Annotated in this window: 11 protein-coding genes; 8 read left to right on the top strand and 3 right to left on the bottom strand. The window is 63.5% G+C overall.

Translation table 11 applies throughout. The annotated features are described in order from the left end of the window. The first annotated feature begins 9 nt into the window (after window positions 1-9). The 6 genes from F4U95_RS05150 to F4U95_RS05175 all read left to right on the top strand — a co-directional run bounded on the left by F4U95_RS05150 (window position 10) and on the right by F4U95_RS05175 (window position 10,250). The gene (locus F4U95_RS05150; RefSeq protein WP_150424846.1) at window positions 10-372 is read left to right on the top strand and encodes a hypothetical protein; all 363 of its coding nucleotides are present in this window, start codon (window positions 10-12) and stop codon (window positions 370-372) included. Continuing rightward, window positions 373-1,242 (top strand): hypothetical protein, encoded by an 870-nt coding sequence (locus tag F4U95_RS05155; protein WP_150424847.1) that lies wholly within the window; start codon window positions 373-375, stop codon window positions 1,240-1,242. Further along, entirely contained in the window at window positions 1,239-3,824 is a 2,586-nt protein-coding gene (locus F4U95_RS05160; protein WP_150443117.1) for a hypothetical protein, read from the top strand. Before F4U95_RS05155 ends, F4U95_RS05160 begins: the two co-directional genes overlap by 4 nt. Continuing rightward, window positions 3,821-5,167: a TniB family NTP-binding protein gene (locus F4U95_RS05165; protein ID WP_150424849.1), complete on the top strand. Its 1,347-nt coding sequence runs from the start codon at window positions 3,821-3,823 to the stop codon at window positions 5,165-5,167. The genes F4U95_RS05160 and F4U95_RS05165 overlap by 4 nt, the downstream gene beginning before the upstream one ends. Window position 5,168: 1 nt before the next feature. Further along, complete coding sequence (locus tag F4U95_RS05170) at window positions 5,169-7,187, top strand: TniQ family protein (protein WP_150424850.1); 2,019 nt, start codon at window positions 5,169-5,171, stop codon at window positions 7,185-7,187. Between the two features lie 519 nt (window positions 7,188-7,706). Continuing rightward, on the top strand, window positions 7,707-10,250 hold the full coding sequence (locus F4U95_RS05175) for a TonB-dependent receptor (RefSeq protein ID WP_150424851.1): 2,544 nt from the start codon (window positions 7,707-7,709) through the stop codon (window positions 10,248-10,250). A 197-nt stretch (window positions 10,251-10,447) separates the two neighbouring features. Here the strand turns inward: F4U95_RS05175 and F4U95_RS25065 are convergent, their stop codons facing one another. From F4U95_RS25065 to F4U95_RS05185, 3 genes are read right to left on the bottom strand one after another with little or no spacing between them, the layout of a single operon-like run. Next, entirely contained in the window at window positions 10,448-11,134 is a 687-nt protein-coding gene (locus F4U95_RS25065) for a sensor histidine kinase (RefSeq protein WP_246171500.1), read from the bottom strand. Beyond that, entirely contained in the window at window positions 11,110-11,787 is a 678-nt protein-coding gene (locus F4U95_RS25070; protein WP_246171501.1) for a hypothetical protein, read from the bottom strand. Before F4U95_RS25070 ends, F4U95_RS25065 begins: the two co-directional genes overlap by 25 nt. Then, window positions 11,784-12,461 (bottom strand): response regulator transcription factor, encoded by a 678-nt coding sequence (locus F4U95_RS05185; protein WP_172598741.1) that lies wholly within the window; start codon window positions 12,459-12,461, stop codon window positions 11,784-11,786. Before F4U95_RS05185 ends, F4U95_RS25070 begins: the two co-directional genes overlap by 4 nt. A 127-nt stretch (window positions 12,462-12,588) precedes the next feature. Between F4U95_RS05185 and F4U95_RS05190 the strand changes: the two genes are divergently transcribed. Further along, window positions 12,589-13,263, top strand: a complete 675-nt coding sequence (locus F4U95_RS05190; protein ID WP_172598740.1) for a glutathione S-transferase family protein — start codon at window positions 12,589-12,591, stop codon at window positions 13,261-13,263. A gap of 5 nt (window positions 13,264-13,268) precedes the next feature. Beyond that, the gene (locus F4U95_RS05195) at window positions 13,269-13,931 is read left to right on the top strand and encodes a hypothetical protein (protein ID WP_150424852.1); all 663 of its coding nucleotides are present in this window, start codon (window positions 13,269-13,271) and stop codon (window positions 13,929-13,931) included. The last annotated feature ends 16 nt before the right edge of the window (window positions 13,932-13,947 follow it).

Genomic DNA, 13,947 nt, shown 5'->3' on the forward strand with positions numbered 1-13,947 from the left:
GCCGGGAACATGACCTATCGCCGCAAGAACCCCGTTCGCCGTCACACCTCCTCCAAGCAAAGCATCCCTTTCGCACTCAACCAGAACAACGCGATCGTCCACTCGGTCATGCATCACTACGCGCTGCTCTATACTCAGGGCACGCTCCGCTCCGTGCGCCGTGGACACGACCTCGTGCTCCGCGAGCTGCATAACATCAATACGGCACCCTGCGCGAACAACGGCCCTATGCCGACCATGGGGACGATCCTTCGGACTCCGTGCTACAGCACATTCCTCCGCCTGGTTCGCAGCATGGAATGCGAGATCCAGGCGTCCCGCCTGGCGAACATTCACCGTGCCTTCCCGCAATCGGTCAGGGAGGCACGCTAAATGGTGCTACACCCCAACCACCGATATCGCGGCAGCGCTGACCCATGGTCGCGCTGCAGCATCCTGCCCGCGGTCAATACGCTGCCGAACCTCACCGACCCGTCCGTCCGTCCGAACCGTCGGCGCCTCCGTCGCATCACCGAGCAGTGGCTGCCGATCGGGGAAGGCGACGTGGTCGCCCGCTACACCGTGTTCCGTCACGGCGGCCATCAGCGCCCGATCATCGGCCGAGGCGGCAAGCACCTGCGCTTCCGCTTCCCTTCGACGAAGACCAACACGACCCAGTTAGGGGAAGGCAAGGGCGAGGCCTTCCTTGCCCTTCACAACGAAGTGTGGAGCGAAGTCGCCGACTATGAATGCCATCCGGGCGAGTTCGAGGTCATGGTCGGGGGGAAGCGGAAGCGCTATCGCCTCGATGCCATCCGCATGTTCCGCGACGGGACCGTCGAAGTCATCGAGTGCAAGCGGACTTCAAAGGATCTCAGCGACGTGGAGTATCGCGAACTCCTCGCGGTGATCGCCGAGATCTGCCGCAGCGTGGGATGGAAGTTCCGCGTCCTCTATCTGCGTGACATCAAGGGTCCCCGCGCCCGTCAGATGAACGTGTGGGGTCTCTACTGCCGCCGCTCGATGTTGCTCACCCCGGGTGAGGAGCGCATCGCGAAGCGCTTGGTCGGCAATGGCGCCGCCGTCGAATGGGGCGATCTGCGCGACCGCCTCGCTCCCACCGACCCGCTGCGCGGCGACGCCGCCATCGAACGCATGCTCGCTCGCGGCACGCTGTCGACCGATCTGGACGTCAAGTTCAAGTCCGGCACAGTGCTGACACCGCTCAAGCCCTTCACCGGCCAGTCGGAGATCCGCGTTTGAGCGGGGGCGAGGAGAAGCCCAAGCCCGTCATGTCTTGGAATCTCGATATCGAGCCAGGCGACGAGGTGAAGCTGTTCCGCGTCCCATACATATTCGAACGCGTCGATCCCGACGATGTCGTCACCTTTCGTCCGCCATCGGACCGCAAGGGCGGCGACTTTATGATCGAGACAGCGGACGGCCAGATGCGGAAGCCGACCACCAGCGAGGTCGGGCTGATCTGGGCCGAAGGCAATCTGCAATTCGTCGAGGCCGCTCTCGGCACAGCCGCCCGGCGGTTCGCCCGCCAACAGAAGAAGGACATATCGCAGGCGAAGGCGGAGGATGAGGAGGCCCCTTTCAAGGTCGCATTGCTGCGCCTGTTCGACAACAGCAGCTTCACGAAGTCCGATAACAGCATCAACCTTTTCATGAAGGCCGCCTTGGCGATCCCTGAGATCGCCGCGATGGAGGGCGCTCGCGAGGTCGCCCCAACCACGTTCCGCCGCTGGCTGCGCGAACGGGGCACGAAGGGTGCCCGCAAGGTCTGGGACTGCGTCGACATGACCGGCCGGATGCCGCGCACATGGACGATCCCGCATCCAATCGAGATCGTGATGTACTGGGCGATCCGTGCGACGCACGTCCGCGGTGACATCCAGAAGAACTATGACCGCTACGTTGCGGACATCTACAAGATCAACAACGGCAAGCCGCTCAACCGCAACTTCTGCGTCGATCCGAGTGGCGAGGATGACCCCTGCGAGCGTCCAGCCGAATATCCGGTGCCGGCCAAACCCTACAAGGCGATCAGCTACAAGCGCTTCTGGCGCATGTGCCGCGCGCTCAAGTCCACCGGCTACAAGGCCAAGACCAGCCCGCATGCTGCCTATCAGCTGTTCGGCGGTGGCGGCGAGAGTGAACTCGCAACCCACCTCGGCGCCTTCTGCTGGATGGACGATACACCCATCCCCCGCATCTACTTCTTCGATGAAGAGACCGGCATCAACATCGGGCAGTGCACGCTCACCCTGATGATCGAAGCGCTGTCACGCGTCATCGTCGGCTGGCACCTAAATATCGGCGCCGCATCGTCCTCGTCGGTGCTCAACACAGTCCTGCATGCCAACCGCCCCAAGCATGCAATCGTGACAGAGGATATCCTCGAAATCGACCCTGACTGCGTGTGGTTTCGCCTCAAGCCTGGCGTCATTGGTTTCGACAACTCCACGGCGAATCACGGCCGCTCTGTCGAGGACGTGCTGTCGGATGCCTACATGGGCACCTTCTTCGCAGGTAGCGACATGCCACGTGACAAATCCCCCATGGAGAGGGTCATCGGCACCGTCCTCGATATGGCTGTCAAGCAGGATCCGGACGCCAATTACGACATTGCGCGCATGCGCCGCTACAAGTTCAACGCCATGACCGGCGGTGTCGACACGGATGAACGCGAGTTGATCCCCATGTCGTTCCAACGCGGCATGCGGATGATCGATCAGGCCGTCATGACCTGCAATGTCACGCGACACAAGGCGCACGATAGTCGCCCGCCCGGGCTTGTTTGGGCTCAGAAACTGCAGGGCCGCGATCTCGACAAGCTGGTGGATGAAGAACGGTTCGCCGACTCCATCGGCGACGTCGATTTCGAAATGGAGATGACCAGCTCCGGCATCGACAGGTTCAGCCGTCACTACACGCCGGGTGCCGTCGACATGACCCGCATCATCAGGGAGTTCAACGACGGCGTTCGGCGCGCAAAGGACGACATCGGCTTCGACCGTAGGCCCAACACGGACGACCGGAAGAAGCACAGCCATCGCGTGAAGGGCAAATACAGTCGCGAAGACATCGGTCTCGTAAAGGTCTGGAATCCCTACCACGAGCCTCCGCAGTGGGAACATTTCCACTGCACGGATCCCTCCGTCCATGGCATGCCGCTGTGGCTGCACGAGCGCTGTCTGGAACTCGCCAAGCAGGAGGCGCTGGAATATTGCACGCCGGAGCAGCAGTCCTACGTTCGCGCCCGGCTCTTCGAGCAGTGGGCCGACGTCAACGAAAAGTCGGCGGCGCGCGAGCGGCAGGCCATAGGCAAGGCCGTTAATGACCCGGCGGTTAAGAAGCACTTCGCCAAGTATGTCGTGGTCAGGGACGAGGATCCGCCTGAGCCGGTCGAAGTCGGCCCTGAGCCGAGCACTTTTGTCGAGCACGGCTCTGCCGTGGGCAAGCGGTTGGACGCCCACATTCCGACGCCGCGCCAGAAGCCCAAGCCGACGAAGAAGGTGGCGAAACTAACCCAGACCGAGGAGCCTCCTGTCGCGGTTCCGCCCGAAATGCCTGCCGTAGAGACAGTCGGCCGGCGTGGGCGCCCGCCGAAGGTCAAGTCACAGCAGGCTTCTCAGGATCAGGCTGCCCCCGATGGCGGGGACGGCCAGGCGCCCGAACTGCCACAGTTGCCCACCTATATCAGCCGTCGCGACAAACGCCTCGGCAGAACAAATGCCGCCCCGCGCGATGCCGGGACGCACCACCAGTCGGCCGAACGGCCCGACCAACGGGGGTCGTCCGGCCCCCGTTCCATGAAATGGGGAGATGACATTTGACCCGTAATACCAATGCAAACACCGCCGCCATCCAGACTGACGACACCGCCAAGGTCGAGCCCGGTCTGCCCACGCCCCGCCTGCCACGTCGCGAACGGCCGAAGCGCACCGCTGACCGCCGTGATGCCGGCCAGCCGCGCACCGGCGCGTCCGTGCCGGTCGAGGCCATGCCGGACCCGGCGATCGACGCCGCCTCCGACAGTCAGGAAATCTCGCCTGTCTCGCTGGCGGATGCCTCGCCGGCATCCTCCGTTCAGGAAGATACCGTCGATACCTCGAGCATCGAAACGCCCGATGACGACATGACTGCCGACGGCATCGTGACTGCGCTCGGTGAGGAAGATGGCTTCAACGGCTCGGACTTGGTGATCGCCGAGGAGCAGCCCGCAGAGGAAATGAAGCTGTCGCCGCAGATGAAGGACGCGTTCCTTCGCTTCCGCAACAGCAAGGCCGGGCGCCGCTCGCCGTTCGTCGCCCGCGCCATGACGAAGCTCATGCGGATCCGGCTTCCCTATCCCCGCCAGATCCAGGGGATGAACGAACTGGAGGAGTTGCGGCTCCTGGGGATGGAGATGCGCGGCGAGCAGCAGCTCGCCATCAACATCTTCGAGCGCACCGGAACCGGCAAGTCGACGCTCGCCGAGCAATTCAAGCTCATGTCCAACCTCGATGCACCAGCAGGCACCATGCCGGTTTGCCACGCCCGCATGGGGACCAGCGGCACGGCGCGCGATCTGATGGTCGCCATCATGGGCGAGGTCCAGGACGGCTTCGCCACCGCGGGTAACGAGCACTCGCTCCGCCGCCGCGCCATGCGGGCTCTGGACGAGGCAGGTGTCCAGCTGCTCATCATCGACGAGACGCAGCACAGCGGTCAGAAGACGGGCTTCAGCAAGGAGGTCACAGCCGAGCTGAAGATCATGCTCGATACTGGCCGGGTGCCAATCGTGCTGCTCGGCACCGAGAAGGCCGTCCCGATGATCGCCGCCGACCGCGAACTCTCCGGCCGGATGTTCGCCCCGTGCCGTCTGTCCCCGTTGGACATGGACAGCGACGACGACTTCGAAATCTGGACCGGTCTGCTGAAGGGACTCGATGCCCGCCTCGTGTCAGACGGCATCCTCGCGCAGCCCGTGGGCCTCGACAACGAGGATATCGCGGACGCCCTCGGCGAGGCGACGGAGGGCATCATCGGCCAGCTCATGCGCGTCATGCTGACGGCCGTGCGCAACATCGCGCGTGACGAGCGCGATGTCATGACGGTCGACGACGTCGTCCAGGCCGTCGACTCTTGGTCGCTCGAGCTCAAGTTCGCCAAGACGAACGCGCTGAAGGATCTGTAATATGAGCGGGGACGAGACCATCGCGGCGCCGCTGACGACGTCGTTCGGCACCTTGCTCAGGGAAGTCGCCGGCGAACTAGCTGCAACTCGCTCGCGCGTCCCGTCCCCGCCACGCACACGCAAAGACTGGCGTCGGCTGCGCACCGGCATTCGTGTGAACCCCACCGAGTCGCTGCGCAGCCTTACCTACCGCTCCTGCGCGATCAATGACCTGCCCAACAGCTGGGGCCTCCTCCAGCATTTGGGGCTGCATCATCGCAACCAGGTTCTGGTCGCGGAGGGCGACGACGTCGAAACCGCCCAGCTTGCGCATGCAATGCGGATTGCGGATCACGATGTGCTCTTCCGCCGATATGACGACCTCGGGCGCGACCACCGTTCTTTCTTCGGTCTCGATGTCCATCAGCAGGGCCTCGAGAACCGGATCCGCAGTTTCTCGCCAGCCGCGTTCCGCGCTGACGCAGCCAAGCGGTCTGGCCACGACGATCGAGCCTATGCCTTCCACCGCGCGACCTGGGAACTGCGCGCCATTCCGTTTTGCCTCGAACATTGGGACATGCTCCAGGATAAATGCTGGTGTGAGGGAGAAGGCGTCATCCAGCGCTGGACCCGCACCGCGTCCCACCTCCACGAGTGCGACAAGTGCGGCGATCCGCTCGCGAGTCTCGAGTCATACCCCGTCCCGGATGACATGCGTCCAGCATTGGGCGTGCTGACGGCCCTCGTCGATCCCATTGCCTCAAATAGGGAAGCGGCAGCGAAAGCCCTCCCAGAAGCGATCCGCGATGCCGACCGCAGCAAGATCTTCTACGCTGTCAGGCGCCTCGCGGATACGATAGACCCCGAAGCGAAGACGCGCCCGATCGATGCTCCACGGGAGAGGCTGCACGGACTGTGGCGAGCGTGCACGGCCTTGATCAATTGGCCTGAAGGGTTCGGCGAGATCACCGACCTCGCCGTGTCTGAAGGCCAACGGAACAGGATCCGGAAGGCATGGCTGGAAATCAGCGATGCCACAGCCTCCGCAGACAGGATGAATGCTGAGCGTCAGGCAGGGCTTCGTCGGAAAAAGGCAGCCAAGGGAGCGCTTTCCCGGCGGGAGGCGCTCAAGCTCGCGAATTCTCTGAAGCCCGTCGGCATCCGGCCTGCTACAGAGATCGCACGCCTATCGACCGAGGTTCTGATGTGGGCGTGGGATGAGGGTCACTTCACGCAGCACCGACGGGCTCACGGTCCACGCGAGCTTCCGGCTTTCGATCGTGTCGAGCTCGTCCACTTCAGCGATATGTGGTCCAAGCGGGTTTCGCCATCGTCGCTGGCACACGAACTCGGCATATCACTCCATGGTGTAGAGCAGTTCGCAGCGCTCGGCATCATCCCCGCAAACGCTCCTGCCATCCCGAACAGCGGCCCTCATTTCTATCCAGAGGACGTCGAGGACTTTTACACGAAGTTCGAAGAGCTGGTGGCAGAGCGTGTCGCTACCGCAGAGACAATCGAAGACCCCGTCACCTTGATACATGCCATGAAGCATGTGAGTGGCCGCCCTAAGCCGTGGGGGCCCGTCATAAAGATGCTGCTCGGCGGTGAGATGGGTTTCGAGGTCAGCAAGAACCGGCGCGTCGCCGATAGCATCCTGATCTCCGCATGGGATATCAAGGTGGTGAAGCGCCTCCATTTCGATCGCGACCGATTCAAAATCGCCTTCTCCCCCGAAATCATTCAGAATGATGCGATGAGTCTGCTCAATGTCGCGGCCGGTGCCGGCCGGGTCCTGAATGGTCTGCCAAGCAGGGGCGTGAACCCGAAGTTCTACCGCGTCGCCGACGTCGAAGAGCGCGCCCGGAAGTTCGTCACGCTGCCGGAGCTCGCTCTCGTTTTAGGCATGATGCCCGCCGACGCGTATTACTGGCTGGAGGATCAGCATTTGACCGAGACCATGCCGGGCCTCTGGAACAGGGAAGTTCTGGATGTTATCGGGCAGCTCCTGGGCGAAACCCAAGACGCCAAGAAGTCCTGAGATTAATAGCGATGCCAAAGGCAAAGCGGGGCGCTCCGGCAAACGCTGTTCGCCTCCAGCTGAGCCACTTTACCTGTCCAGAAAATCACAGTTGAGCCACTTATGCTGGAAAGAGCGAAAATGGCTCAAACGGAAATATCTTGACTTTTCAATGTTGTTAGCTGAGCCACTTTTAACGACATTCCGACAATCTGTTCGCGTGGCTGCGACTCTCATTTGCATCATCGACCATGGCAGCCGGGCATGCCGGCCGATGGACTCGCGCGGGCGATTGTCGGCCTGACGGGATTTATCCCTTGCCTTGCCCCATCGGCTTCCGGCATGCTGCCACGACAAAATTATTTTTGGCTCGTTGGGCGCCTATAAACATCCTGAAAATCAGGCACATGCGCCTTAAATGATGCGAAGATGAAGATCCGGCGCCGTGCTTGTCTTCAATCTTGCATCCAACTGTCTTGATAGCGCCATATCAGCCCTTTCGACGAACGAATAAACGTTGAAAAGGGGTTTGTTTTCATCATGTTAAACCGATTCACTCGGGCGACACTGCTCGCCGGGGCCGCACTTGCTTGCCTGAGCGCGCCGACCCTCTTCGCCCAGACCGCCACGCCCGATGCGACCGCCGCTGCCGACACGCCGGGCGACGCCGGCCTTGGCGAAATCGTCGTCACCGCGACCAAGCGTGAAACCAATCTTCAGGAAACGCCGATCTCCATGGCGGTGATGAGCACGGAGGCGCTCAAGGATCGCCACGTCTCCAGCCTTTACGATCTGGCCGATGGCGCCGTACCCTCGCTGCGCATCGCGACCTTCGAAGCGCGCCAGTCCGCGCTGACCATCGGTATTCGTGGCATCGTCCCGCTCGACGCCAACCAGCCCGCCCGCGAACAGGGCGTCGGCATCTATGTCGACGGCGTTTACATGGGCCGCCAGCATGGCCTCAACGCCGCGCTATTCGACGTCGAGCGCGTCGAAGTGCTCAAGGGTCCGCAGGGCACCCTGTTCGGCCGCAATACCGAAGGCGGCGCGCTCAGCATCGTCAGCAAGGCGCCAACCGGCGAATGGGGCGGCCGCGTGGAAGCGGGCGCGGGCAATTATGGCGGCCGCAACGCCAATGCCCATATCAACCTGCCTTCGATCGCCGGCTTCTCGGTCAAGCTGGACGGCGTGATCCAGCATCAGGACGCCACCACCAAGAACCCGATGGCGGGTCAGGCCGGCTTCAACTATTATAACCGAAAGGGCCTGCGCGCCGCGGTTCGCTGGCAGCCGACCAGCAGCATCACCAACGACTTCTCCTATGATGTCGCGAAGGACGAAAATACGCCCTTCTACAGCCAGCTGCTGAACTACAACCCCAATGGCTGCGCCAACGGCACCCAGGCATCGCATGCCGCCTGCACCCTGCCCGGCACCGCCTACACCAACCTGACCGGCGGCCCGGTCAAGCCGCTGATGCCCGGCGTGGTCGTAAACGGCGACACCCGCATGAAGACCGCCGACATCGGCGTGCCGCAGCAGGTCAGCGTCGACAAGACCCACGGCTTCACCAACATGCTGAAGTGGGAAGTGTCGCCGCAGATCGAACTGCGCTCCATCACCGCATGGCGCGGCGTGGACGCCACCCAGTGGGACAATAGCGGTGGCGCCCATCGTCCGCCGCTGGTCAGCCCGGCCCTTGGCAGCACCGCTGCCGGCTGCACCGCTGCCGCACCCTGCGCCTTCAGCCGCTACAGCCTGGCCGACCTGCGCCAGCGCCAGTTCAGCCAGGAACTTCAGGCCGTCGGCACCTTCGGCAATATCGATTATGTCGCGGGCCTGTTCTACTTCAACGAACATGTCAGCGATGACGCCGCCACCCCCAGCTCGATGGGCGCGGTCGCCATCCGCAACGCAGCGGGCGCCATCACCGGCTATAATTATGTCACCATCCCCTTCTGCACCGCCTCCACCCCGGCCTTCGTCGGCTCGGCGGTCAATGGCTGCTCGATCGATCGCGCTTCGGAAGTCTGGTCGAAAAGCTATGCCGGCTATGGTCAGCTGACCTGGAACGCCACCGACGCGCTGCACATCACCGTCGGCGGCCGCTACACGCACGACAAGAAGAAGGGCGTGCTGCATTATTCGCGCAATGTGAATTACGACACCAACCCGCCTGCCGCCAGCGTCGGCTACCAGCCGCTCGATGCCAGCTGGAACCGCTTCAACCCGATGGCGACCGTCGCCTATGACGTCAGCAACGACCTGCACGTCTATGCGAAATATGCGACCGGCTATCGCGCCGGTGGCGCCAGCTCGCGCACGTCCAACTATCAGGCCTTCGATCCTGAAGACGTGAAGTCCTACGAAGTCGGCCTGAAGTCGGACTTCTGGAACAACCGCGCCCGCTTCAACCTAGCCGGCTACATCATGGACCGCAAGGACAGCCAGGTGGACATCAGCTCCATCCAGTTCGTCGGCGCCAGCAGCTTCAACAACCTGGTCACGATCAACGCGCCCGGCACCACCAAGATCCGCGGGATCGAGGCGGACCTGACGGTGAACCCGATCGAAGGTCTGACGCTGAACGCCTCCTACGCCTACACCTATACGAAGATCCCGCCGGTGCTGATCACTGCGACCGCCGCAGCCGGTGGTTCGACCAGCGTCTATCAGAATTTCTACATCGTGTTCACGCCGCGCAACGCCGCGAGCGGGTCGATCGACTATGCCGTGCCGGTCGGCGGCGGCGACACGAAGCTGAAATTCCACTTCGACGGCAATTATTCGCAGGCCACCCAGGCCTTCGACCAGTTCGTCACGAAGAATGACAGCTCGCTGATCTTCAACGGTCGCGTTTCGCTGGCCGATATCGGCACGGGCAACGGTCGTAACCTGACGCTCAGCCTGTGGGGCCGCAACCTGTTCAACGAACAATATGTGTTCCGCCGCGACCCGTCGAACAGCCTGCCGGCCGCACCGACCAGCAGCGTGACCAGCGGCAGCATCGCCAATGTGCTGGGCGACTATGGCAACTTCAACGCGCCGCGCACCTACGGCGTGGAAGCCAGCTTCAAATTCTAATCCTTCGGGACCAGTAATATCAAGAAGCCATGAGACTGACTCATGTGGAGCGTTCCCCGGCGTAGGCCGGGGTCCAGTCCACGCTCTGAACTGGACCCCGGCCTGCGCCGGGGAACGCTGAGCCATAGGTTTCCATCATTGCTTGTTGGTATAATGTGCTCTGAACCGGCGTGGCGGCCAACCGCCACGCCGGTTTTTTATGTGGAAAAGGTCATGACGATACGCAGGCCCGGTCCTGCATCTTCCAACGTCAGGGCGCCGCGATGCAGCCGCACGATCGCATCGGCCAGCGGCAGGCCCAGCCCATGGCCCTTGCTATGCCGGCTGGCGTCGGTCCGGCCGAACCGCCGCATCACCAGCGCCCGCTGATCCGGCGCTATGCCCGGACCATTATCCGCGATCGCCAGCCTGATCCCCGAACTCGCCTGCTCCAGCGACACCCGCACATCCGCCCCCATGGGCGTATGGCGCACCGCATTTTCCAGCAGGTTGACCAGCATCTGCGACAGCAATTGCCGATCGCCTTCCAACCGCGCCGGCTCGTTCAGAATGATGGCGATGCGCTGGTCCCTCTCCGCTGCCGCCGGCCGGACCATCTCGACCATCTCCTCGACCAGCTGGTCAAGCGCGATCGGCCGGAACCCGGCCCGGCGCGCACCGCTTTCGATTTCGGCAATGCGCAGCATCGCCCCGAACATCGCCAGCAGCTCGTCCGCCTGCCCGATCGCCAATTGCAGCGCATCGCGCACCGGCTGCGCCACCTCCCGCTGCTCCAGCAACGCCAGTTCGCCGCGCAACCGCGCCAGCGGCGTGCGCATCTCATGCGAGATATCGTTCGACACGTTGCGCACTTCGGCCATCAGCTGGCCCATGCGATCCAGCATGCGATTGAGCGCGCCGGCCTGCCGATCGAACTCACCGCCATCCCCGACCAGCGGCACGCGGCGGCGATATCGCCGTCGATGATCGATTCGGCAGTCAGGCGCATCTGCTCGATCCGTTCGCCGATCAACCGCCGGAACAGCAGCAGCCCGGCCAGCACGACCACCACGATCGCCCCGAAACCCGCAATATAAATGCGCCGCCGCATCGCGAAATAATCATCGATCGGTTCGGTCTCGGCGAACACCGCCAGCCGCACCCCCTGCCCCAGGTCGCGCACCAGCACCCGGCCGGCGCTCAGCCCCTCGATCCGGTCGCGCCGGTCCAGCGCGGAAAAGCCCAGCGGCAACGGCCGGGTGAAGCGCACATTTCCCGCAATCCTCCGCCCCTGCGCGTCGGTCAGCAACATGCCAAGGTCGGCCGTGTCGCGCTCGCGCGCCATATCGGCGATCCGCGCCTGCCATTCCGCCTGGTCGAACGCCGCGCCCACCGGGGCGATGGCATGGCTTTCCGCCTCGACCCGCTCGTCCACCAGCGCCGTGACCATGGACAGCGTCGCAAAGAAGGTACCCAGTCCCGCCGCCATCGTCACGGTCAGGAACAGCGCCAGAAAAGCGATGGTCAGCCCGCGCAACGATTGCGGCCGCCACCTCATGCGCGCAGCAGATAGCCCATGCCGCGCTGCGTACTGATCGGATCGTCGCCATGCTCGGTCAGCTTCACGCGCAGATGGCGGATATGGGCATCGACCAGATTGGTCGTCGGCATGAAGTCCAGCCCCCAGATCCGCTCGATCAGCATCGGCCGGGTGACGATCGTCCCCGCATTGCGCGCCAGCTCCAGCAACAGCTTGAATTCGGTCTGCGACAGGTTGAGCGGCCGTCCGTTCCGCCAAGCGCGCAGGCGCGACGGGCTGATGGTGATATCCCCGGCGCTCACCGTGTCGGATGGCTGGTCGGTCGTGCGGCGGGCGCGGACCAGCGCATTGACCCGCGCGTTCAATTCCAGCGGATCGACGGGCTTCACGACATAATCGTCCGCCCCCGCATCGAACCCTTCGACCTTGTCGAACACCTGCCCCAGCGCGGTCAGCATCAATACGGGCACGTTCATGCCCCCTTCGCGCAACTGGCGCAGCACGGTGATCCCGTCCACGCCCGGCATCATCCAGTCCAGGATGACGATATCGAACGCCTTCTGGCCGATGATCGCCAATGCACCCAGCCCGTCGTCGGCGGTTTCCACCTGATGCCCGAACTGCGTCAATTGCTCGGCCAGCTGCCGCTGCAACTGCCTGTCATCCTCGGCCAGAAGAACATGCATGCCCATGAAATTAATCGATCCGATTCCAAGCGAGTGACTGTCACCCGCAGGATAGTGCCCCCCGCCGCCAATGACCATCCCGCGACAGCCTTCCTTCTCGACTTGTCGCCGGTCCCCCGTCTAAGAAGGACGCATGATGAAGCTGTTCATTGGCAACAAGGCCTATTCGAGCTGGTCCCTGCGCGGTTGGCTGGCCTGCAAACTCTCCGCCCTCCCTTTCGAGGAAGTGGTCGTCCCCCTCTATGATGAGGCGTGGGAGAAACGGCGGGAGGGCGACGAGTTCGCCCCCTCCTCCGGCAAGGTGCCGATCCTGTGGGATGGCGACGATGTGGTGGTATGGGACAGCCTGGCCATCGTCGAATATCTGAATGAAAAGACGGATGGCGACCTGTTCTGGCCGACCGATCCCGCCGCCCGAGCCATGGCCCGGTCCATGGCTGCCGAAATGCACAGCAGCTTCGCCGCCCTGCGCCGCGAGCACAGCATGAACATCCGGCAAATCTACCCCGCCACGCCCCCGTCGGACGCGGTGGCGCAGGATCTTGCCCGCCTCATGCAGCTTTGGGCGCAGGCCCGCGCACGTCACGGCGGCGAAGGCGACTTCCTGTTCGGGGCGTTCGGTGCCGTGGACGTGATGTTCGCGCCCGTCGTCACCCGCCTCATCACCTATCAGCTGCCCGTCGCCCGCTTCGCCGAAGCCTATATGCGCGCCGTGATCGCCCATCCCTGGATGCAGGAATGGATCGGCGGCGCCCAGGCGGAGGATTGGGTGATCGACCGGTTCGAAATCCCCCCGCAGGCGGTGTAACGCCCATGAGCGATACGCCCGAAATGCCCAAGGAGGCCGCGAAGGAGGAGCGCGCAGCGGAAGCCGCCGCGATTCGCCGCCGCTGGATCACGCTGGGCGAAGTGCTGGCGGTGCTGGCCGTCTCCATTTCCGCCCTCACCCTCTATCTCAATTGGGCGGACAAGAAAGATGAGCGCGCGGACAAGGCGGCCGAACGCGCCGCCGAAAGCCGCAAGGCGTCCAGCCGCGCCGCCATCCTGATCCTGAACGCCGAATCGGTGAAGGATGATCGGATCGCGCTCAAAACCGCCGATCCCGACCAGCTGATCCAGAGCCAGACCATCATCTTCCCCCGCGCGCTCGGCATCGCGCCGGTCGACACCACCGGCGACCCGCGGATCGAGGCCGGCTGGTTCGAAAGCGCGCTCAAGAAAGCGCGGGCCAAGGCGAAGCTGCCCGACGACAGCGTGGGCGACGAACGGCTGCCGATCGTCATCACCACCCGGTTCGTGGTGGGCGGCGACGCGCATGAAAATGTCGCGCTCTACGATATCGGCTATGGCATCAAGGGCGGCTGGATCGCGGGGCACAGCGTGGCGCTGCGCGGCATTTCGCGGGTCGCAACCGTCAAGGCCGACGCCGCCCAGCCAAGCGCCGATGCGCGCTGGGCACGCCTCACCAAAAGCTGAAGTTCACGCCCTGAAA

Source organism: Sphingobium limneticum, assembly GCF_008710165.1.
GTDB classification, from domain to species: domain Bacteria; phylum Pseudomonadota; class Alphaproteobacteria; order Sphingomonadales; family Sphingomonadaceae; genus Sphingobium; species Sphingobium limneticum.